The organism is Pseudomonas sp. NPDC087615, assembly GCF_044743445.1.
Classification (GTDB): domain Bacteria; phylum Pseudomonadota; class Gammaproteobacteria; order Pseudomonadales; family Pseudomonadaceae; genus Aquipseudomonas; species Aquipseudomonas baetica_A.
This window is the reverse complement of the sequence record NZ_JBIUWM010000016.1, coordinates 1-20,759: the sequence shown is the minus strand read 5'-3', so window position 1 is coordinate 20,759 and position 20,759 is coordinate 1. Positions and strand designations below refer to the sequence as shown.

At 60.1% G+C, this 20,759-nt stretch carries 21 protein-coding genes; 13 read left to right on the top strand and 8 right to left on the bottom strand.

The window, feature by feature from the left end; all coding sequences use genetic code 11:
• Window positions 1–191 precede the first annotated feature (191 nt).
• Window positions 192–533 carry a hypothetical protein gene (locus tag ACIOU6_RS10325; RefSeq protein WP_401135902.1) on the bottom strand — a complete coding sequence of 114 codons (342 nt, stop codon included), beginning with the start codon at window positions 531–533 and terminating at the stop codon, window positions 192–194.
• A 423-nt stretch (window positions 534–956) separates the two neighbouring features.
• On the opposite strand from ACIOU6_RS10325, the gene mdcA reads away from it, so the two are divergent.
• The 9 genes from mdcA to madM all read left to right on the top strand — a co-directional run bounded on the left by mdcA (window position 957) and on the right by madM (window position 8,183).
• On the top strand, window positions 957–2,627 hold the full coding sequence (gene mdcA / locus ACIOU6_RS10320; protein ID WP_401135899.1) for a malonate decarboxylase subunit alpha: 1,671 nt from the start codon (window positions 957–959) through the stop codon (window positions 2,625–2,627).
• Window positions 2,627–3,499 (top strand): triphosphoribosyl-dephospho-CoA synthase, encoded by an 873-nt coding sequence (locus ACIOU6_RS10315; protein WP_401135897.1) that lies wholly within the window; start codon window positions 2,627–2,629, stop codon window positions 3,497–3,499. The genes mdcA and ACIOU6_RS10315 overlap by 1 nt, the downstream gene beginning before the upstream one ends.
• On the top strand, window positions 3,499–3,798 hold the full coding sequence (locus tag ACIOU6_RS10310) for a malonate decarboxylase subunit delta (protein WP_007913697.1): 300 nt from the start codon (window positions 3,499–3,501) through the stop codon (window positions 3,796–3,798). Before ACIOU6_RS10315 ends, ACIOU6_RS10310 begins: the two co-directional genes overlap by 1 nt.
• Entirely contained in the window at window positions 3,791–4,642 is an 852-nt protein-coding gene (locus ACIOU6_RS10305; RefSeq protein ID WP_221732367.1) for a biotin-independent malonate decarboxylase subunit beta, read from the top strand. The genes ACIOU6_RS10310 and ACIOU6_RS10305 overlap by 8 nt, the downstream gene beginning before the upstream one ends.
• Window positions 4,639–5,424: a biotin-independent malonate decarboxylase subunit gamma gene (mdcE, locus tag ACIOU6_RS10300; RefSeq protein ID WP_221732366.1), complete on the top strand. Its 786-nt coding sequence runs from the start codon at window positions 4,639–4,641 to the stop codon at window positions 5,422–5,424. Before ACIOU6_RS10305 ends, mdcE begins: the two co-directional genes overlap by 4 nt.
• Complete coding sequence (locus tag ACIOU6_RS10295; protein WP_401135892.1) at window positions 5,418–6,038, top strand: malonate decarboxylase holo-ACP synthase; 621 nt, start codon at window positions 5,418–5,420, stop codon at window positions 6,036–6,038. Before mdcE ends, ACIOU6_RS10295 begins: the two co-directional genes overlap by 7 nt.
• Window positions 6,035–6,955, top strand: a complete 921-nt coding sequence (gene mdcH, locus ACIOU6_RS10290; protein ID WP_401135889.1) for a malonate decarboxylase subunit epsilon — start codon at window positions 6,035–6,037, stop codon at window positions 6,953–6,955. Before ACIOU6_RS10295 ends, mdcH begins: the two co-directional genes overlap by 4 nt.
• Before the next feature lie 65 nt (window positions 6,956–7,020).
• On the top strand, window positions 7,021–7,413 hold the full coding sequence (madL, locus tag ACIOU6_RS10285; protein WP_221732363.1) for a malonate transporter subunit MadL: 393 nt from the start codon (window positions 7,021–7,023) through the stop codon (window positions 7,411–7,413).
• 5 nt (window positions 7,414–7,418) lie between these two features.
• Window positions 7,419–8,183 carry a malonate transporter subunit MadM gene (gene madM, locus ACIOU6_RS10280; RefSeq protein ID WP_221732362.1) on the top strand — a complete coding sequence of 255 codons (765 nt, stop codon included), beginning with the start codon at window positions 7,419–7,421 and terminating at the stop codon, window positions 8,181–8,183.
• Window positions 8,184–8,288: 105 nt separating this feature from the next.
• Here madM and ACIOU6_RS10275 read toward each other — a convergent pair whose 3' ends face one another.
• Complete coding sequence (locus ACIOU6_RS10275) at window positions 8,289–9,203, bottom strand: LysR substrate-binding domain-containing protein (protein WP_221732361.1); 915 nt, start codon at window positions 9,201–9,203, stop codon at window positions 8,289–8,291.
• A 141-nt stretch (window positions 9,204–9,344) separates the two neighbouring features.
• On the opposite strand from ACIOU6_RS10275, the gene ACIOU6_RS10270 reads away from it, so the two are divergent.
• Complete coding sequence (locus ACIOU6_RS10270; protein WP_123469511.1) at window positions 9,345–9,962, top strand: hemolysin III family protein; 618 nt, start codon at window positions 9,345–9,347, stop codon at window positions 9,960–9,962.
• 175 nt (window positions 9,963–10,137) lie between these two features.
• Here ACIOU6_RS10270 and ACIOU6_RS10265 read toward each other — a convergent pair whose 3' ends face one another.
• Both ACIOU6_RS10265 and ACIOU6_RS10260 read right to left on the bottom strand, forming a co-directional pair.
• On the bottom strand, window positions 10,138–10,857 hold the full coding sequence (locus ACIOU6_RS10265; protein WP_401135884.1) for a 16S rRNA (uracil(1498)-N(3))-methyltransferase: 720 nt from the start codon (window positions 10,855–10,857) through the stop codon (window positions 10,138–10,140).
• 153 nt (window positions 10,858–11,010) lie between these two features.
• Window positions 11,011–12,417: an adenosylmethionine--8-amino-7-oxononanoate transaminase gene (locus tag ACIOU6_RS10260; protein ID WP_401135882.1), complete on the bottom strand. Its 1,407-nt coding sequence runs from the start codon at window positions 12,415–12,417 to the stop codon at window positions 11,011–11,013.
• A gap of 223 nt (window positions 12,418–12,640) precedes the next feature.
• On the opposite strand from ACIOU6_RS10260, the gene ACIOU6_RS10255 reads away from it, so the two are divergent.
• The 3 genes from ACIOU6_RS10255 to ACIOU6_RS10245 all read left to right on the top strand — a co-directional run bounded on the left by ACIOU6_RS10255 (window position 12,641) and on the right by ACIOU6_RS10245 (window position 15,920).
• Complete coding sequence (locus ACIOU6_RS10255) at window positions 12,641–14,416, top strand: flavin monoamine oxidase family protein (protein ID WP_401135880.1); 1,776 nt, start codon at window positions 12,641–12,643, stop codon at window positions 14,414–14,416.
• 327 nt (window positions 14,417–14,743) lie between these two features.
• A complete protein-coding gene (locus ACIOU6_RS10250) occupies window positions 14,744–15,295 on the top strand; it encodes a cytochrome b (protein WP_221732357.1) in 552 nt (183 codons plus the stop codon).
• Window positions 15,296–15,326: 31 nt separating this feature from the next.
• On the top strand, window positions 15,327–15,920 hold the full coding sequence (locus tag ACIOU6_RS10245) for a YceI family protein (RefSeq protein WP_221732356.1): 594 nt from the start codon (window positions 15,327–15,329) through the stop codon (window positions 15,918–15,920).
• 251 nt (window positions 15,921–16,171) lie between these two features.
• Here ACIOU6_RS10245 and ACIOU6_RS10240 read toward each other — a convergent pair whose 3' ends face one another.
• The 4 genes from ACIOU6_RS10240 to ACIOU6_RS10225 form a co-directional block, all read right to left on the bottom strand.
• On the bottom strand, window positions 16,172–18,055 hold the full coding sequence (locus ACIOU6_RS10240) for a DEAD/DEAH box helicase (protein WP_221732355.1): 1,884 nt from the start codon (window positions 18,053–18,055) through the stop codon (window positions 16,172–16,174).
• 222 nt (window positions 18,056–18,277) lie between these two features.
• The gene (locus ACIOU6_RS10235; RefSeq protein WP_401135875.1) at window positions 18,278–19,090 is read right to left on the bottom strand and encodes a substrate-binding periplasmic protein; all 813 of its coding nucleotides are present in this window, start codon (window positions 19,088–19,090) and stop codon (window positions 18,278–18,280) included.
• Between the two features lie 170 nt (window positions 19,091–19,260).
• Window positions 19,261–20,106, bottom strand: coding sequence for a methylenetetrahydrofolate reductase [NAD(P)H] (gene metF / locus ACIOU6_RS10230; protein ID WP_221732353.1), 846 nt, complete (start codon window positions 20,104–20,106; stop codon window positions 19,261–19,263).
• 160 nt (window positions 20,107–20,266) lie between these two features.
• The coding region (locus tag ACIOU6_RS10225) for an adenosylhomocysteinase (protein WP_401135872.1) at window positions 20,267–20,759 on the bottom strand (493 nt) is incomplete at its 5' end.

The following is a 20,759-nucleotide window of genomic DNA, read 5'->3' as shown; positions in this document are numbered from 1 at the left end:
ACACTAGGTGTTACGGCTCCCTAGCCTACAAATCCTTGCGCCGCTGCCTACGCATGCACCAGAATCCGCCGGCTTGTGCGCCTTTGGCATGCTGCGTAACTTGATTCCGTCACTGATTTCCAGTGATCTGCCTTAACTTAACGTGTGCAGCAGGCTAAGTCGGGTTTTAGTTGAGCTGCACGTTTGTGGCATTAGCAAGGGTTATACGTAAGTTTGCCATTGCAATTATTTAGCCCGGTTTTAAGAATCGTATATACCGAAACGCTTTCCTTGTTATATACCGTGTTATTGATTTCTCTCGAGTTGATACGATTCTGAATCTCGCGATGTGTGCTCGAGGCCAGGCAAGTAGCTTCTATCGTACAAATAGCAGCACCTCCAGCCTCATATTTTGTAAGGTTTGATAGTTTGCATGTCTGGGCAGCGCTTGTGGCATCCCATAGTTGCTTACATCCTGCATCGATTTCTGCAAATGCAACATGACTAACAAATGCCGATATTGTCGCCACAATTAAAACCTCAATTTTTTTCATTTCAAACGCTCCATTTTAGAGTTGCGTATGTTCCGATGCTGTAAACCTTTTGCACGGACATCATTCCACATTTAAAACTTGCGTCCACCTGTCATATATGACAGGTGTTAATAATGTTAAGAAATAAAAAAGGTGTAGCGCTATAAGGATTTGATCGTCTTGTTCTTGGGATGGTCTGAGGTAATCATTTTTTTGGGACTTTATTTAAAAGGCGTGAATCGCGTCTCAGACATGATTGTTATAAAATTGAGCTCAATCTCCATAAGGCCGGACACTCAATATTGAATTTCTTGTCCTGTTTAATGCAACGTTGGGTCCAACCAGACCGTTACTTTTAGCGTAATGATTCATCGCCCAGCTTGATTGATGCCCACACTCCACACACCTACCTTAGCTCCACGACAGCGAACCCGTGGAGTGAGCATGACAACAACAATAAACCCCGACTCGCGCTGGACGCGGCGGCGCGATGAAAAGCGGCGTCGTCTCGACAAGGTGCGCGGGATGGCCGATGGTGCGGTGTTGCCCACCGACAAAATCGTCGCCGCGCTCGAAGCGCTGATTCATCCCGGCGACCGTGTGGTGCTGGAGGGCAACAACCAGAAGCAGGCGGATTTCCTCTCCCGTTCGCTGGCCAAAGCCGACCCGGAAAAGCTCCACGACCTGCACATGATCATGCCCAGCGTCGGCCGCTCCGAGCACCTCGACCTGTTCGAACGCGGCATCGCCCGCAAGCTCGATTTCTCCTTCGCCGGCACCCAGAGCCTGCGCATCAGCCAGTTGCTTGAAGATGGCCTGCTGGAAATCGGCGCGATCCACACCTACATCGAACTCTACGCACGGCTGGTGGTGGACCTGATCCCCAACGTCGTGCTTTCTGCCGGGTTCATGGCTGACCGTGCCGGCAACATCTACACAGGCCCGAGCACCGAAGACACTCCAGCGTTGATCGAACCCGCCGCGTTCAGCGACGGCATCGTCATCGTCCAGGTCAACCAATTGGTCGACGACGTCAGCGAACTCCCGCGTGTGGACATCCCCGCCTCATGGGTCGACTTCGTCGTAGTGGCCGACAAACCGTTCTACATCGAACCGCTATTCACCCGCGACCCACGCCACATCAAGCCTGTGCATGTGTTGATGGCGATGATGGCTATCCGTGGGATCTACGAAAAACACAACGTGCAGTCGCTCAACCACGGCATCGGTTTCAACACCGCCGCCATCGAATTGATCCTGCCGACCTACGGCGAATCCCTCGGCCTCAAAGGCAAGATCTGCCGTAACTGGACGCTTAACCCGCACCCGACGCTGATCCCGGCGATTGAAAGCGGCTGGGTCGAAAGCGTGCATTGCTTCGGCACCGAACTGGGCATGGAAAACTACATCGCCGCGCGACCAGACGTGTTTTTCACCGGCCGCGACGGCTCGCTGCGTTCCAACCGGATGTTCTGCCAACTGGCCGGGCAGTACGCGGTGGATCTGTTTATCGGCGCGACCTTGCAGGTCGATGGCGATGGTCATTCTTCGACAGTGACCCGTGGTCGCCTCGCCGGTTTCGGCGGTGCGCCGAACATGGGCCACGACCCGCGTGGTCGCCGTCACGGCACCCCAGCGTGGCTGGACATGCGTCACGACGATTCGCAGCAACCGATGCTCGAACGCGGCAAAAAACTTGTGGTGCAAATGGTCGAGACCTTCCAGGAGGGCGGCAAACCGACCTTCGTCGAAACCCTCGACGCGGTGGAAGTGGCGAAGAAAAGCGGCATGCCGCTGGCGCCGATCATGATCTACGGCGACGACGTCACCCACTTGCTGACGGAGGAAGGCATCGCCTACCTGTACAAGGCGCGTTCGCTGGAAGAGCGCCAAGCGATGATCGCTGCGGTCGCAGGCGTCACCGCCATCGGCCTGCGCCACAACCCCAAAGACACCGAACGCATGCGCCGCGAAGGCCTGATCGCCTTGCCCGAAGACCTCGGCATCCGCCGCACTGACGCCACCCGCGAATTGCTCGCGGCGAAAAGCGTGGCCGATCTGGTCGAGTGGTCCGGCGGCCTCTACAACCCGCCCGCCAAGTTCAGGAGCTGGTAATGCACGCACTCAACCTGCAAGCGAAACCGCTTTCTCTGGCCGAGCACCTGGCGGATCTGGCGGTGGATGCGCTGATCGACGAAGCCGATCTGTCGCCGAAACCGGCGCTGGTCGATCGTCGTGGCAATGGCGCACACACCGATCTGCACTTGGGCCTGATGCACGCGTCGGCACTGTCGTTGTGGCCGGCGTTCAAGGAGATGGCTGAGGTCGCCATTGAAATCGGCGAGATCAATCCGACGTTGCGTGAAAGCATTGGCCGCATCGGCCGTGAAGGCGAGCAAGCCATGCTCGCCACCACCCACGGCGTGAACACCCATCGCGGCGCGATCTGGGCCTTGGGCCTGTTGGTCACGGCCGCCGCGCTGGAAGCGAAATCCACGGGCGCCGGCGCCGTTACTTTGCGTGCGGCGCGCCTGGCATTGCTCGAAGATCGTTACGCACCGCGCCCTCTGAGCCACGGTGCCCAAGTCGCCCTGCGCTATGGCGCCCGCGGTGCCCGCGAAGAAGCGCAACTCGGCTTCCCGTCCGTGCTGCAACGTGGCCTGCCGCAACTGAAAAAAAGCCGCGCCAATGGCCACGGCGAACAGAACGCCCGACTCGACGCCTTGCTCGCGATCATGACGGACCTGGCCGACACCTGCGTGCTCTATCGCGCCGGCGAACAAGGCCTGCAAACCATGCAGCAGGGTGCGCAAGCGGTGCTCGACGCCGGAGGCAGCGCTAGCCTCAACGGTCGCCGTTGCCTGCACGAACTGGATCAACAACTCATCGCATTGAATGCCTCGCCCGGTGGCGCCGCCGACTTGCTCGCCGCCACGCTGTTGCTCGACCGTATCGAGCACGACGGCATCTTTCAGGGAGCGTTTTGATGGAAACCCTATCGTTTGAATTCCCCGCCGGGCAGCCGCCACGCGGGCGTGCGCTGGTCGGTTGTGTCGGCTCGGGTGATCTGGAAGTGCTGATCGAACCGGGGTTGGCCGGCAAGCTGACGATCAATGTGCAGACGTCGGTCAACGGCGCACAGCTGCGCTGGCAGCACCTGTTTGCGCGCATGTTCGACGGCACCACGCCGCCAGCCATGGCCATCGATATCCACGATTTCGGCGCAACACCGGGTGTGGTGCGCTTGCGTCTGGAACAAGGTTTCGAGGAGATCGGCCATGACTGACAGCGCAGCGCTTCTCAACAAACACAGCTTCGTCGAACTCGGCGCGCGGCAACGGGCGAAAGCCTTGCTCGACGCCGGCACCTTTCGCGAATTGCTCGACCCGTTTCAACGCGTCATGTCGCCGTGGCTCGAACGCCAAGGTGTCGTGCCGCAGGCCGACGACGGCGTGGTGATCGCCAAGGGCAACCTCGACGGTTTGCCGGTGGTGATTGCCGCCATCGAAGGCGCTTTCCAGGGCGGCAGCCTTGGCGAAGTCGGCGGGGCAAAGATCGCTGGCGCGCTGGAAATGGCCGCCGAAGACAACCGCAAAGGCCTCCCGACTCGCGCCATCCTGCTGCTGGAAACCGGCGGCGTGCGCTTGCAGGAAGCCAATCTCGGCTTGGCGGCGATTGCCGACATCCATGCGGCGATTGTCGATTTGCAGCAATACCAACCGGTGGTGGGTGTGGTGGCGGGCAGCGTTGGTTGCTTTGGCGGCATGTCGATTGCCGCTGCGTTGTGCAGCTATTTGCTGGTGACTCAGGAAGCGCGCCTTGGTTTGAACGGCCCGCAAGTGATCGAACAGGAAGCCGGGATCGAAGAATACGATTCCCGCGACCGGCCGTTTATCTGGAGCCTGACCGGGGGCGAGCAACGCTTTGCCAGTGGTCTGGTGGATCGCTACGTCGGCGATGATGTGGCGCAGATTCGTCAGCAGGTCGGCGAGTTGTTGCAGCAAGGCTTGCCGACGCAACCGCGCAGCCAAAGGGCCGAGTGGTTCCTGCAACGTCTGGCCAGCCTGGACACTGACACGCAAATCGAGCCTTCGGTGGTTCGCGATCTGTATCAAGGAGAGCGCTCATGAGTGGTTATTCATTGCGCGGTTTGAACTGGTTCAACGCCTTGTGCGCCGGGGCGAAAACCGTTGAAGGTTTGCCAGCGTCACTGCGGGTGGCGGACACGGCGCTCGGTCGCTTGCTGGCCGTGGTCGCTGACCCGGACAACCGCTTCCCTCGCGCTCGCGATGGCGAAGTCGGCTTGCTGGAAGGCTGGGGTCTGGCCAAGGCTGTTGATGACGCGATCACCGCCGACCGTGAGCAAACGCACAAGCGTGCGTTGATCGCCATCGTCGATGTACCGAGCCAGGCCTATGGCCGTCGCGAGGAAGCCCTCGGCATTCATCAAGCGTTGGCCGGTGCAGCAGACAGCTATGCCCGCGCACGTTTGGCCGGGCACCCGGTGATTGCACTGCTGGTGGGCAAAGCCATGTCCGGTGCGTTTCTCGCCCATGGTTATCAGGCCAACCGTTTGATCGCCCTGCGTGATCCCGGGGTGATGGTGCATGCAATGGGCAAAGCCTCGGCGGCGCGAGTGACCTTGCGCAGCGTCGAAGAACTCGAAGCATTGGCCGCCAGTGTGCCGCCGATGGCCTATGACATCGACAGCTACGCCAGCCTCGGGTTGCTCTGGGAAACCCTGTCGGTGCAACAGATCGAACAGCCGACAGCGCAGGATCTGGCGCGGGTCACTGAGTGCCTGACCCAAGCCATCAGCGATATCTCCAACACGGGTCTGAGCTCTCGCCTCGGCGCGAAGAACCGCGCAGCGTCCAGCCGCGTGCGGGAACTGTTGAGGGCGCAGTGGTGAACACGCCTCTGGCCCACGATCTGCTCTGGGGCATGACCCCGGCGCAATTGCCGGCGGATGCGCCGGGTTGGGCTATCGAGTCGCTCAGCGCCGGGCAACCGGTGGTGGTGCGCCGGGCCTTGAGCGTAGAGGGTTTTGTCGCCGTGGGTGTGCGCGGTGTATCGCGTGAACAGCGCTTGGCGGCGTTCATGGCGGTCGATTCAATGGCCTGTCGGGTCAGCCCCGAGGCGCTGAGTCATGTCGACAGTGAGCGTGATCTGCCCGTCATGCGCGCCCTCAAGCAATTGCGCCCGATGCTCGACGATTGCGGTTGGGTCTGGGGTGTCAGCGGCAGTGCCGGGTTTGAACTGGCCAGCGGCTTTGCCGCGATGCACGAGGGCAGCGATCTCGATTTGATCCTGCGTACGCCGCAACTGATTACCCGTAATCAGGCACGCAAACTGGTGGCGCTTTTCGATCAATCCTCATGCCGGGTCGATATGCAATTGCAGACGCCGTTCGGCGCTGTGGCCCTGCGTGAGTGGGCGGGCGCTTCGGCTCATGTGCTGCTGAAAAACGCGCATCAGGCCTGCCTGGTTTCTGATCCATGGAATCCGCAGGAGCAGGCGGCGTGAGCAGTCTGCTGGTGTTCCCCGGCCAGGGCGCGCAACAACCGGGCATGCTCCAGCGTTTGCCTGGGGAGACGCTGACCGAGGCCAGCGATGTACTCGGTGAGGATGTGTTGTTGCTCGATTCTGCCGACGCGTTGCGCAGCACAAGGGCGGTTCAACTGTGCCTGCTGGTCGCCGGGGTCGCGGCGTCGCGGCAGTTGTTGCGCGAAGGCCTCACGGCCGATTACGTCGCCGGTCTGTCCATCGGTGCTTACCCGGCAGCCGTGGTGGCCGGGGCTTTGAGCTTCAGCGATGCCCTGCATCTGGTCAGCCTGCGCGGTGAGTTGATGCAGCAAGCTTATCCACAGGGCTTTGGCATGACCGCGATCATCGGTCTGCAATTATCCACAGTCGAAACCTTGCTGGCGCAGGTTCACGGCGAGGAGTCGCCGGTTTATCTGGCCAACATCAATGCCGATAACCAGGTGGTCATTGCCGGCAGTGATGAGGCGATGCACGCGGTCGCTGAATTGGCGCGCAGCCGTGGCGCAGGGCTGGCGAAACGGTTGGCGGTGAGCGTGCCGTCGCACTGTCCGTTGCTGGATACGCCTGCGCAAACCCTCGCCGAAGCTTTCGCCAAGGTAGAGCTGCACACCCCGAAGATCGCCTACCTGAGCGGCAGTCGTGCTCGGCCGGTGATCAAGATCCAAGCCTTGCGTGACGACCTCGCGTTCAACATGTGCCGCGTGGTGGATTGGCGTGGCACCGTGCAAAGCGCTTATGAGCGCGGCGTGCGTTTACAGATCGAACTGCCGCCCGCTGCGGTGCTGACCGGGCTGGCGCGCCGGGTGTTTGAGCAGGGCACCGTCACGGCGTTTGACAGTGCTCGCCTGGACACCTTGCAGGCGCTGTTGCGTGAGGAGGGAAGCCGCCAACTCTAAGACCGCCGACTCAAGCTTCGAACAACAAAAACAACATTCGACGATGCAATTTGAGGACTACAACAATGATTATTTACGGTGTGGCGTTTCTGGCCTTTTGTACCCTGGCGGGTATCTGGATCGGTGAAATGCTTGGCAAGTTGATCGGCGTGCCGGCCAACGTCGGCGGCGTCGGTATTGCGATGCTGCTGTTGATCGGTCTGGGCAGTTATCTCAACAAATCCGGTTGGTTCAAGGGCAAGACCGAGCAGGGCGTGGAGTTCTGGAGCGCGATCTACATTCCGATCGTGGTTGCGATGGCGGCGCAGCAAAATGTTTATGGCGCGCTGAAGGGCGGGCCGATGGCGATTCTGGCGGGGACGCTGGCCGTGGTGATTGCCTTTGCCATGGTGCCCGTGCTGGTACGCCTTGGTAACAAGGAACCGGCCGCCGTCATTCCACCTAAGACTGTGGGGTAAGCGCCATGTACGAATCATTGATGAAAGTCATCACCGGTTACGGTCTGATCAGCGGGTTCTTGATTGTTGGCCTGACCATGTGGGTGTCCTACTGGATGTCCAACACCTTCACCAAGGGCCGCTTGCACGGTTCGGCCATCGCCATTTTGCTCGGGCTCTTGCTGTCGTATATCGGCGGTGCGGTGACCGGGGGCCAGAAAGGCGTGGTGGATATTCCGATGCTCTCGGGCATCGGCTTGCTCGGCGGGGCGATGCTGCGTGATTTCGCAATCGTCGCCACAGCGTTCGGCGTGAGTGTCGATGAACTCAAACGTGCCGGATTTGTTGGGGTGCTGGCGCTGTTTGTCGGCGTTGGCACGTCCTTCATCGCAGGCGTCGGTGTGGCGATGGCGTTCGGTTACACCGATGCCGTGAGCCTGACCACCATTGGCGCAGGGGCGGTGACTTACATCGTCGGCCCGGTGACTGGTGCCGCCATTGGCGCTACTTCCGAAGTCATGGCGCTGTCGATTGCGGCGGGGCTGATCAAGGCGATTCTGGTGATGGTGATGACGCCGTTCGTGGCGCCGATGATCGGCCTGAACAATCCGCGCAGTGCGGTGATCTTCGGCGGGTTGATGGGCACGTCCAGCGGTGTGGCCGGCGGCTTGGCGGCGACGGATCCGAAGCTGGTGCCTTATGGCTGCCTCACCGCCGCGTTCTATACCGCGCTGGGGTGTTTGCTTGGGCCTTCGGTGTTGTTCCTGGCGATGCGTGGGTTGATGGGTTAAGTCACCTGCTGTCGGGCCTGACGCCTTCGCGAGCAAGCCCGCTCCCACATGTGGAATGCGTTTTCCTGTGGGAGCGGGCTTGCTCGCGAAGGACGCGACTCGGTTTCAGACCTGCCGATTGGCATACATTCGACACTCCGCCAACAACGCCAGCAGATTCGGATCGCGCTCCTTGGCCTTCAAAAACACCACGCCAATGTGCTGTTGCAACCGGTACTTCTCCTGCAACGGAATCAGCTTCACCCGATTCTCATACACCGCCGCAATCCTTCCTGGCAGCAACGCATAACCCACCCCGGAACTGACCATGCTCAGCAGGGTGAAGATGTCGTTCACCTGCATCGCCACCTTCGGCTCGAACCCTGCCTGTTTGAACACCCGATTGCCGTCCTGATGCGTGGCAAAACCCTGGGTCAAGGTGATGAAGGTTTCATCACGCACCTCGGCCAGATCCACTTCGCTGCGCTGGGCGAACCTTGAATCGGCTGGCGTGGCGAGGAAAATGTCATCGCAGAACAGCGCAATCTGCTCGCAGTCCGGGTCGTTGATGCTGTCGTCCAGTGACACCAGGATCGCGTCGACTTCCATGTTCTTCAGCTTGTAGAGCAGGTCAATGTTCGAACCCAGAATCAAATCGATGTTGAGTTCGCTACGGCGGATCTTCAGGCCCATGATCAGTTGCGGCACGGTCTTGACCGTCAGCGAATACAGCGAGCCGAGCTTGAAGCGTTCAGCGGAGAACCCGGCCGCCTCGCGGGTCAGGCGCACGCTTTCGACCACGTCCTGGATCAGCTTCTGCGCGCGCTCTTCCAGCACATAGGCGCTTTCCAGCGGCGTCAGGTTGCGTCCTTCGTGTTTGAACAGCGGGCAGCGCAGGGCGCTTTCCAGTGAATGAATGGCGCGATGCACGCTGACGTTACTGGTCTGCAACTCGGCAGCGGCGCGGGCCAGATTGCCGGTGCGCATGAAAGCGAGGAACACCTCGAGTTTTTTCAGGGTCAACTCTTCGTCGATCAGCATGGCGCGGACTCTTTTTGGTATCGGCCGATTGTGCCCAATTACCACGACCTGCGCAGGCTCGTGTTTAACAGAAACATTGCGCTTTTACGCTCAAGGCCCGAGCCTTGCGCGCTGCGGCAATGAATTTGAGGTGAGCGATACATGTATCACGGGGAACGATTGAACGCCTGGACCCATCTGGTCGGGGCGGTGGCAGCTTTTATCGGCGGGGTCTGGATGCTGGTGATCGCCAGCCTCGACGGCAGTCCTTGGAAGATTGTCAGTGTGGCGATTTACGCCTTTACCTTGCTGGTGCTTTACAGCGCTTCGACCGTGTACCACAGCGTGCGCGGGCGCAAGAAAGCGATCATGAAGAAGGTCGATCACTTTTCGATCTACCTGCTGATCGCGGGCAGCTACACGCCGTTCTGTCTGGTGACGCTGCGTGGGCCGTGGGGCTGGACGCTGTTCGGGATTGTCTGGGGGCTGGCCCTGATCGGCATTCTGCAGGAGATCAAGCCGCGCTCCGAAGCGCGGATTCTGTCGATCGTGATTTACGCGGTCATGGGCTGGATTGTGCTGGTGGCGGTCAAGCCGTTGCTGGCGGCGCTGGGCACCACCGGTTTTGCCTGGCTGGCCACGGGCGGGGTCTTGTACACCGTGGGGATTATCTTTTTTGCCCTCGACCATCGGTTGCGGCATGCCCACGGGATCTGGCATTTGTTCGTCATCGCCGGGAGCCTGCTGCACTTCGTGGCGATTCTGTTTTACGTCCTGTGAAGGCGGTTCCTGTGGGAGGGGGCTTGCTCCCGAAGGCGCCAGGTCAGCCAACATCATTGTTGAATGACATACCGCATTCGGGAGCAAGCCCCCTCCCACAGTGGATTTCCAGTGAACACAAATTCTTTGTACACCCACGATCTACTGTGGGAGCGGGCTTGCTCGCGAAGAGGCCCTAGAAATCACCCCACAACTGTTGGGCCACCGCCAACGCCACAACCGGTGCCGTCTCGGTGCGCAGCACTCGCGGGCCGAGGCGCGCAGCGTGAAAACCATTGCCCTTGGCCAACTCGACCTCGGCATCGGACAAGCCACCCTCAGGGCCAATCAGGAACGCCAGCGTCGAAGGTTTTGCATGGCTCACCAGCGGCTCGGCCACCGGATGCAAAACCAGTTTCAGGTCTGCCTGCGTCTGCTTCAGCCAATCGGCCAGCAACACTGGCGGATGAATCACCGGCACCCGCGAACGACCACACTGTTCACACGCACTGATTGCGACCTGACGCCAGTGCAGCAGGCGTTTGTCAGCGCGTTCGTCCTTGAGCCGCACTTCACAGCGCTCGCTGAAGATCGGGGTGATTTCACTGACACCCAGTTCGGTGGCCTTCTGAATCGCCCAGTCCATCCGCTCGCCCCGGGACAGGCCCTGGCCGAGGTGAATCTGTAACGGCGATTCAATCTGGCCGGGCAACTGCTCGTCTACCTGCACGACGACGCGTTTCTTGCCGACTTCCAGCAGCGATCCGCGAAACTCATGGCCGGAGCCGTCGAACATCTGCACCGCATCGCCCTCGGCCATGCGCAGCACGCGGCTGATGTAATGCGCTTGGGCTTCCGGCAGTTCGTGTTCGCCAGTGCTCAGCGGGGCGTCGATAAAGAAGCGGGACAGTCTCATGTTGGATCTCTGGAAAAATGTGAATCAGGTGGATCGGTGTCGACTTCATTCGCGAGCAAGCCCGCTCCCACAGGGAAATGCATTCCAAAATGTGGGAGCTGGCTTGCTGGCGAAAGCGGCAGTCCAAACACCGCAAATCTAAAGTAAACCGAATCAGCCCGGATCACGGAAGCCCGGATGGAAATCCTTCGGCACCGCCACGCTGACGCTCTCACGCGTCGCGATGTCGATGCCTTCGCTGGCGACCTCGGCGAGGAAGTCGATCTGCTCCGGAGTAATCACATACGGCGGCAGGAAATACACCACGCTGCCCAGCGGACGCAGCAATGCGCCACGCTCCAGCGCATGCTGGAACACCTTCAAGCCGCGCCGTTCCTGCCAAGGGTAGGCCTCTTTGGTGGCTTTATCCTTGACCATCTCGATGGCCAGCACCATGCCGGTCTGGCGCACTTCGGACACGTTCGGGTGATCGACCAGATGCGCTGTGGCCGAAGCCATGCGCTGAGCGAGGGCCTTGTTGTTCTCGATCACGTTGTCCTGCTCGAAGATATCCAGCGTCGCCAGCGCCGCCGCACAGGCCAGCGGGTTGCCGGTGTAGCTGTGCGAATGCAGGAAGGCGCGCAGGGTTGGATAGTCGTCGTAGAAGGCGCTGTAGACGTCGTCGGTGGTCACGCACGCCGCCAGCGGCAGGTAGCCGCCGGTCAGGGCCTTGGACAGGCAGAGGAAATCCGGACGGATGCCGGCCTGCTCACAGGCGAACATCGTCCCGGTGCGGCCGAAGCCGACGGCGATTTCGTCAAGGATCAGGTGTACGCCGTAGCGGTCGCAGGCTTCGCGCAGCAGCTTGAGGTATATCGGGTGATACATGCGCATGCCGCCCGCGCCCTGAATCAACGGTTCAACGATCACTGCCGCGACACTGTCATGGTTCTCGGCCAGCGTCTGTTCCATCGCCGCGAACATGTTGCGCGAGTGTTCTTCCCAGCTCATGCCTTGCGGGCGCAGGTAGCAGTCCGGGCTTGGCACCTTGATGGTGTCCAACAACAGGGCTTTGTAGGTTTCAGTGAACAGCGGCACGTCGCCGACCGACATCGCGGCCATGGTTTCGCCGTGGTAGCTGTTGGTCAGGGTGACGAAGCGCTTCTTGGCAGGCGTGCCGCGATTGAGCCAGTAATGAAAGCTCATTTTCAACGCGACTTCGATGCAGGACGAACCGTTATCGGCGTAGAACACCCGGCTCAGGCCTTCGGGCGTCATCTTCACCAGACGCTCGGACAACTCGATCACCGGTTGATGGCTGAAACCGGCCAGAATCACATGTTCAAGCTGATCGACCTGATCCTTGATGCGTTGGTTGATGCGCGGGTTGGCGTGGCCGAACACGTTGACCCACCAGGAGCTGACGGCATCGAGGTAGCGCTTGCCTTCGAAGTCTTCGAGCCAGACGCCTTCACCGCGTTTGATCGGGATCAGCGGCAGCTGTTCGTGGTCTTTCATCTGGGTGCAGGGATGCCACAACACCGCGAGATCGCGTTGCATCCACTGGTTATTCAGGCCCATTTACAGTCTCCTCGAGGCGGCTCGCGTCAGGCGCGGGCAAACAATCGCGCAAGCCTATGCAATGCATCGCGCGGGAACAACCCATTGTGTCGATTGAGCTACTTTGTATGAGCCGATAGACGTCGCTGGCGGCGCTTTGATGGCTAACGTATTCTTCGCGGTTCTTTGGGTCGTCTGACCCGCAAAACTGCTTTTTCCTACGTGTATTTCCGGAGTTCGCTGAATGTCTGTCGGTTGGCTGCGCGCCTGTGCGCTGGTGATGTTGGGGCTGTTCAGCGTTACAGCGCTGGCCAAGGATAAAACTGCAATCGTGATCGGCGGCGGCCTGTCGGGTCTGACGGCCGCCTACGAGCTGCAAAACAAGGGCTGGCAGGTGACGTTGCTGGAAGCCAAGCCAAGCCTGGGCGGTCGTTCGGGCATGGCCACCAGCGAGTGGATCGGCAACGACAAGACTCAGCCGGTGCTGAACAAGTACGTCTCGACGTTCAAGTTGAGCACCACGCCGGCGCCGGAATTCGTGCGCACGCCGGGTTATCTGATCGACGGTGAGTATTTCTCCGCCGCTGATCTGGCGACCAAGCAACCGGCCACTGCCGATGCGATGAAACGCTATCAGAAAACCCTCGACGATCTGGCGCGCTCGATCGACGATCCGCACAACCCGGCGGCGACCAACACGCTGCACGCACTGGATCAAATCAACGTGTCGAGCTGGCTCGACAAGCAGAACCTGCCAGCCACCGCGCGCCAGTTGATCAATCAGGACATCCGCACCCACTACGACGAACCCTCGCGTCTGTCGCTGCTGTACTTCGCCCAGCAGAACCGCGTGTATCGCGGTGTCTCCGACCGTGACTTGCGCGCTGCGCGTCTGGTCGGCGGCAGCCAGGTGCTGGCCCAGGCCTTCGTCAAACAGATCAAGGTCATCAAGACCAACTCGCCGGTGTCGGCCATCAGCCAGGACAAGGACGGTGTGACCGTCAAAGTCGGCGCTGTGGGTTATCAGGCTGATTACGTGGTGCTGGCCGTGCCGCTGCGCGCCTTGAACAAGATTCAGATGACGCCGGCACTCGACGCTCAGCATCTGGCGGCGATCAAGGGCACCAACTACGGCTGGCGCGACCAGATCATGCTCAAGTTCAAGACGCCCGTGTGGGAAAGCAAGGCGCGCATGTCCGGCGAGATCTATAGCAACACAGGTCTGGGCATGTTGTGGATCGAGCCAGCGTTGAAGGGCGGTGCCAACGTGGTGATCAACCTGTCCGGCGACAATGCTCGTGTGATGCAAGCGTTCGGCGACAAGCAGGTGGTCGATCAGGTGCTGATTCGTCTGCACGCGTTTTATCCACAGGCCCGCGGCTCGTTCACCGGTTATGAGATCCGCCGCTACAGCATCGACCCGTCGATGGGCGGCGCCTACCTGGCCTTCGGTCCAGGCCAGATCAGCAAGTTCTGGCGCCTGTGGGAACGTCCGCTGCAACGCGTAGCGTTTGCTGGCGAACACACCGACACCTTGTACCCAGGCACGTTGGAAGGCGCACTGCGCACCGGTCAGCGAGCGGCCAGCCAGGTTGAAGATCTGGCGGCTGGCAAATCATTTGAACCAGCCAAAGTGGTTCCGGCTGCAGCAGCGGCAGGCGCAGCGGGTGCTGTGGCGGCGAAGAAGGGCAACTTCTTCAGCAACCTGTTTGGCGGCTCCGATGACGAGAAGAAGCCAGCGCCAGCCAAGGCCCCGGAACCGGCTCCAGCCCCCGTGGCTCCAGCGCCAACCCCAGCACCTGCGCCAGCTCCGGTGGAAGCGCCGAAGCCTGCTGCTGCGGTAAAAGCTGAGCCAGCGAAGAAAGCGGCGACCAAGCCGGCTGCGAAGAAGCCTGCGGCCAAAACCCAAGCCAAAAAACCTGCGGCCAAGCCAGCAGCGAAAAAGACTGAGCCGGCGAAGAAGCCAGCGGCAAAACCTGCCGCCAAGCCTGCTGCAACGAGCGAAACCAAGGCGCAGTAAGGCCTTTCGGTAAAAAAAGCGCGGCTCTGATGCCGCGTTTTTTTTTGCCTGTAAGGGCCTCATCGCGGGCAAGCCGGCTCCCACATGGGGCGGTGCTGTTCACAAATATTGCGGTCACTGCAAAAACTGTGGGTACAGGCCTGTTCAGGCCGTACACGTTCGAGATCGATGGCCAACAATCGGCAACACTTTCGCCTTTAATCTTTTCTTAACACGCTACTTTCAGACTCTTGATCGTATTTCTCGATATTTCAAAGCGAAATTTTCCGCTTTAATTCGATAGATAACTCGCTAGTCTTGGTTCGCAGTTCTCACAGGATTTGGGCAATGCAGCTACGTAACTCTTCTTCGCGCTATGGTTGGGTCAGCATCTTCATGCACTGGGGCGTGGCGCTGGTGGTCTTTGGACTGTTCGCGCTGGGCTTGTGGATGGTTGGGCTGGATTACTACAGCACTTGGCGCAAAGACGCGCCGGACCTGCACAAGAGCATCGGTCTGGTGCTGCTGGGTGTGATGGTGTTGCGGGTGTTGTGGCGCTTTATCAGCCCACCGCCGCCGACGCTGCAAAGCTACAGCCGCATGACCCGTATCGGCGCCAGGTTCGGCCACGGGTTTCTGTACCTCGGTCTGTTCGCTGTGATGATTGCCGGTTACCTGATTTCCACCGCAGACGGTGTCGGGATCCCGGTGTTTGGCCTGTTTGAAGTTCCTGCACTGCTCTCCGGGCTACCGGATCAGGCAGATACCGCTGGGGTGATTCATCTCTGGCTGGCGTGGGTGGTGGTAATTTTTTCCGGCCTCCATGCGTTGGCAGCACTGAAGCACCACTTTATCGATCGTGATGCGACCCTCGCTCGAATGCTCGGTCGCAAAGCCTGAAGCTCAACCTCGACTCAAAGGAAAAGAAAGCATGTTGAAAAAGACTCTGGCCGCTCTGGCAATCGGTTCTGCCGTGCTGTCCGCCAACGTAATGGCCGCTGACTACACCGTCGACAAGGAAGGCCAACACGCCTTCGTTGACTTCAAGATCAGCCACCTGGGTTACAGCTACATCACCGGTACGTTCAAGGACATCGACGGCAAGTTCAGCTTTGATGCTGCCAAGCCTGAAGACAGCAAAATCGTATTCAACGTGCGCACCGCCAGCGTGTTCACCAACCATGCCGAACGCGACAAGCACATCTCCAGCAAAGACTTCCTGGACGTGGGCAAATTCGCTGACGCCAAGTTCGTCTCCACCAGCGTCAAGTCCACCGGCAAAAACGCTGCGGGCAAAGACACGGCTGACGTGACCGGCGACCTGACTCTGCACGGCGTGACCAAGCCAATCGTGGTCAAGGCTGTGTTCCTGGGTGAAGGCAAGGATCCGTGGGGCGGCTACCGTGCCGGCTTCGAAGGCACCACCAGCATCAAGCGTTCTGATTTCGGCAAGATGATGGATCTGGGCCCACAGTCCGACAACGTCGACCTGTACATCTCGTTTGAAGGTGTGAAAGCGAAGTAACTTTCGCCCGCCACACAAAAACGCCCCCGGTCGTAAGACCGGGGGCGTTTTTGATTGCCCGCCCCCTTCCTTGTGGGAGCGAGCCTGCTCGCGAAGGCGTCAGGTCAGTCAGTATTGATGTTGGCTGAATGACCGCTTTCGCGAGCAGGCTCGCTCCCACAGTGAATGTGCAGTGATTTAGTGATATCTGCAGGCTCATAAAAAATGCCCCGGCTCTTTCGAACCGGGGCATTTTTCATGGCAGCGTCAACTCAGCGATTGCGGGTCAGCAACGCTGGTTTTTCGCCACGCGGGCGGCTTGGCAGTTGATCGAGTTGCTCAGGCGTCGGGAAGCGGTCGGCTTTCGATTCCTTGTGCATGATCTTCGGGCCATTGCTGCGCGGGTTCTGCACAGCCGGTTCGGTGCGTGGCTGATCGTCACGGGCCGGACGGCGGTTGCGCGACGAGGACGACGAGGATTCGTCACGACGACCCTGACCATCACGCGGAGCACCGTTGCGAGGGCCGCTGCGTTTGCCCGGCGGAGTGCCGGTGCTCGAACCATTGTTGTTGCGCGGACCGTTCTGACGACCTTGTGGCTGACCGCCGCGTGGAGCGCCTGAACCTGCGCCTGCGCCCTGAGCCGGTGCGCCTGGACGGCGACCACGGCCGCCGGCAGGGGCTGGCTTGGGTACGTAATCAACGCGGTTACCGAAGTTATCGACATCGTCGTCAAGAAACTCGTCCGGTGCACGGTCAGCGGCCGCACGTGCCGGTTGGCTCGGACGTTGTTCGCGGGACGGAGTGCCTTCGCGTGGTTTCTGTTGACGGGCAGGACGCTCGCCACGTTCGCCGGCGGGCTTGTCTTTGCCCTTGTCTTTGCCTTTGTCTTTACGACCGCCGCCACCGCCGCCGCCATTCGGGCCGTCACCGCGTGGGCCGCGAGGGTTGCGCGGATTGCGCACGTCCGGACGTTCACGGACTTCAGGCTTCTCGGCTTCAATGGTGCTCGAATCGAAGCCCATCAAGTTGCCATCGGCGATTTTCTGCTTGGTCATGCGTTCGATGCTTTTCAGCAGCTTTTCTTCGTCCGGAGCAACCAGCGAGATCGCCTCGCCCGAACGGCCGGCACGGCCAGTACGGCCAATACGGTGAACATAATCTTCATCAACGTTCGGCAGTTCGAAGTTGACGACGTGTGGCAACTGGTCGATGTCCAGACCGCGAGCGGCGATGTCGGTGGCCACCAGGATGCGCACTTCGCCAGCCTTGAAGTCGGCCAGGGCTTTGGTGCGGGCGTTCTGGCTCTTGTTACCGTGGATTGCCACGGCCGGCAGGCCATGCTTGTCCAGGTATTCGGCCAAACGGTTGGCGCCGTGCTTGGTGCGGGTGAACACCAGCACCTGTTCCCAGGCGCCTGCGGTGATCAGGTGCGCCAACAACGCACGCTTGTGACTGGCCGGCAGGCGGAACACGCGTTGTTCGATGCGCTCGACCGTGGTGTTCGGCGGTGTCACTTCGATGCGTTCCGGGTTGTGCAGCAGTTTGCCGGCAAGGTCGGTGATGTCTTTGGAGAACGTCGCCGAGAACAGCAGGTTCTGACGCTTGGCCGGCAGACGCGCGAGCACTTTCTTCACGTCGTGGACAAAGCCCATGTCGAGCATGCGGTCGGCTTCGTCGAGGACGAGGATTTCAACGTGGGACAGGTCGACGCTGCCTTGGCCGGCGAGGTCGAGCAAGCGACCCGGGCAAGCGACGAGCACGTCAACGCCACGGGACATGGCCTGAACCTGCGGGTTCATGCCGACGCCGCCAAAGATGCAGGCGCTGACGAATTTCAGGTCACGGGCGTAGATCTTGAAGCTCTCGTGAACCTGGGCCGCGAGTTCGCGGGTCGGGGTCAGAACCAATACACGCGGTTGGCGCGGGCCGTGACGCTGGGATTTGTCCGGGTGACCGTTGGGGAACAGGCGCTCCAGGATCGGCAGGGCGAAGCCGCCGGTTTTACCAGTACCTGTCTGTGCCGCAACCATCAGGTCGCGACCTTGCAACACGGCGGGAATGGCCCGCTGTTGCACCGGAGTAGGCTCGGTATAGCCCGCATCGTTGATGGCGCGGACTAAAGCCTCGGAGAGACCGAGGGAAGCAAAGGACATGAGTAATCCTGTTTTAGTTAGGGCTTGGCCCAATGGGAGTCTTGCCTGGCGCGAATCACGTTTAAGAGGACGCAATCCCGTCCGGTCCTGCTGCGGTTCCGAAGGCACGTCTGGAGCGCTCGCGCGGGCTGGAAAGCTGCGCTGTAGCGGGTCGAGAGGCCTGTTACGGTTCCGGGCGTCCGGGCGTGAGCCTGGCGGGAACGCCGGAGTATAACAGAGCAATCACTGCGCGCTGCTTTCCTGCTGCTCAACGGTTTTGCGGCTGGCCGAGGCAGAGCCCAACGGCGGGTCCTCGACAGGCGCCGCGCCATAGCGTGCGCTGAGTGCGGCATAGGCCGGTTCTCGCTTGAAACGTTTGAGTTCTGCGCCGAAGCGTTGCACCAGCAAATCCATCCCGGCATTGCGCCGAACCGCGAGAAATTGGCTCTGGCGGCTAATAACGGTAGGGTTTTCGCTGATCTGATCGCGCAGACTCAGCTCATCGAGCAAATGCTGGCCGACGCGGCGATCAGTGATCAACAAGTCGATACGACCGCGTAACAGCTTGCCGAAGTTCGCTTCGTGGGTGGGGGCCGGTTCACGGGTAAACAATGTTGATTCGCTGAAGTCGGGACTGTAGAGATAGCCCGGCGAGGTGCCGATGGTCAGGCCCTTGAGTTGTTCGAGTTGGCTGAAAGGGTGCGGCCGGTCGTTGGCATAGAACATCACGAACTCGACGTCCGACAGCGGTTCGCTGGGATAGAGCAGGGTGGCGTCGCGCTCGTCGCTGTGAAAGATGTCCAGTGCGCCGTCGGCCTGGCCGGTTTCCAGCATCGACAGGCAACGCTTCCAGGGCAGGAATTGCCATTCGACTTCAATGCCCAGGCGCTTGAACACGATGGCCGTGGTTTCGAAGTCCAGCCCGAGTTTCTTGCCGTTCTCCTCGTACACGTACGGCGCCCATGGCTCGGTGACAATACGCAACTTCTCGCCTCGAGCGGCGAAGCTCAGGCAAGCAAAAACCAGCACTGCGAATAACTGCGTGATCAAAGGCATGGCCTGAGATTACGACGAGAAACACGAAAGAGCCAGAAAGTGCCTGCACAAGCTCTGTTTCGGGCCTTTAAAAGCAAAAGATCGCAGCCTTCGACAGCTCTTGAGAGCTGTCGAAGGCTGCGATCTTTTGATCTTGCTTTGCTGCTTTTAGCGTGAAGCTTGCAACTGCTTCAACGCGGCAACTTCAGGTTATTCCAGATCGCCAGGCTAGGTTCGGCCTGGTTCATGGAATAGAAGTGCAGCCCCGGTGCGCCGCCCTGTAACAGGCGTTCGCACATCTCGCTGACGACGTGTTCGCCGAAGCGCTGAATGCTCTGGCTGTCATCGCCGTAGGCTTCCAGTTGCTTGCGGATCCAGCGCGGAATTTCCGCACCGCAGGCATCGGAGAAGCGCGCCAGTTTGCTGTAGTTGGTGATCGGCATGATCCCTGGAACCACCGGAATATCCACGCCCAGCGCCTGCAAACGGTCGACGAAGTAGAAGTAGCTGTCGGCGTTGAAGAAGTACTGGGTGATCGCGCTGTCGGCACCGGCGCGGGCCTTGCGCACGAAATTGGCGAGATCGTCTTCGTAGTTGCGCGCTTGCGGATGCATCTCCGGGTAAGCAGCCACTTCGATGTGGAAATGATCACCGGTTTCTTCACGAATGAATTCAACCAGCTCATTGGCGTGACGCAGCTCACCGCTGGTCATGCCCATGCCGGACGGCAGGTCACCACGCAGGGCAACGATGCGCTTGATGCCGGCAGCCTTGTACTCGTTCAGCAGGCCGCGCAGGTCGTCCTTGCTGTCGCCGACGCACGACAGGTGCGGTGCGGCCGGTACTTTGACTTCGCTTTCCAGTTGCAGAACGGTGTTGAGGGTGCGATCACGGGTCGAACCACCAGCGCCATAGGTGCAGGAGAAGAAATCGGGATTGTACGTTGCCAACTGACGGGCAACGTTGAGCAGCTTTTCATGCCCAGCATCGGTCTTGGTCGGGAAGAACTCGAAGCTGTAGCGACGGTCTTGGGACATGGGAAATACCCTTAGAAACACGAAGCCTGTGAGGCTTGCGCCGCCCATGTGGGAGCGGTCTTGCTCGCGAAAGCAGTGGGTCAGGCAACATCTATGTTGAATGATGTACCGCTTTCGCGAGCAAGCCCGCTCCCACAGGGAGAGCAGGCCGCCGCGTCAATCAGTAGCGGTAAGCGTGCGGCTTGAACGGGCCTTCGACGGTCACGCCGATGTAGTCAGCCTGTTGCTTGGTCAGCTGAGTGACCACACCACCGAAGCCGCGCACCATTTCCAGGGCCACTTCTTCGTCGAGTTTCTTCGGCAGGACTTCAACGGTCAGGCGCTCGGCTTTCTGGGCTGGCGACAGGTCGGCGTACTTCTGGCCGAACAGGAAGATCTGTGCGAGAACCTGGTTGGCGAACGAACCGTCCATGATACGGCTTGGGTGACCGGTGGCGTTGCCCAGGTTCACCAGACGGCCTTCGGCCAGCAGGATCAGGTAGTCGTCGTTCTGTGCGTCGAAAGCGCCCGAACCGGTACGGTGGATCTTGTGTACCTGTGGCTTCACTTCTTCCCATGCCCAGTTCTTGCGCATGAAAGCAGTGTCGATTTCGTTGTCGAAGTGACCGATGTTGCAGACAACAGCGCGCTTCTTCAGAGCTTTGAGCATGTTG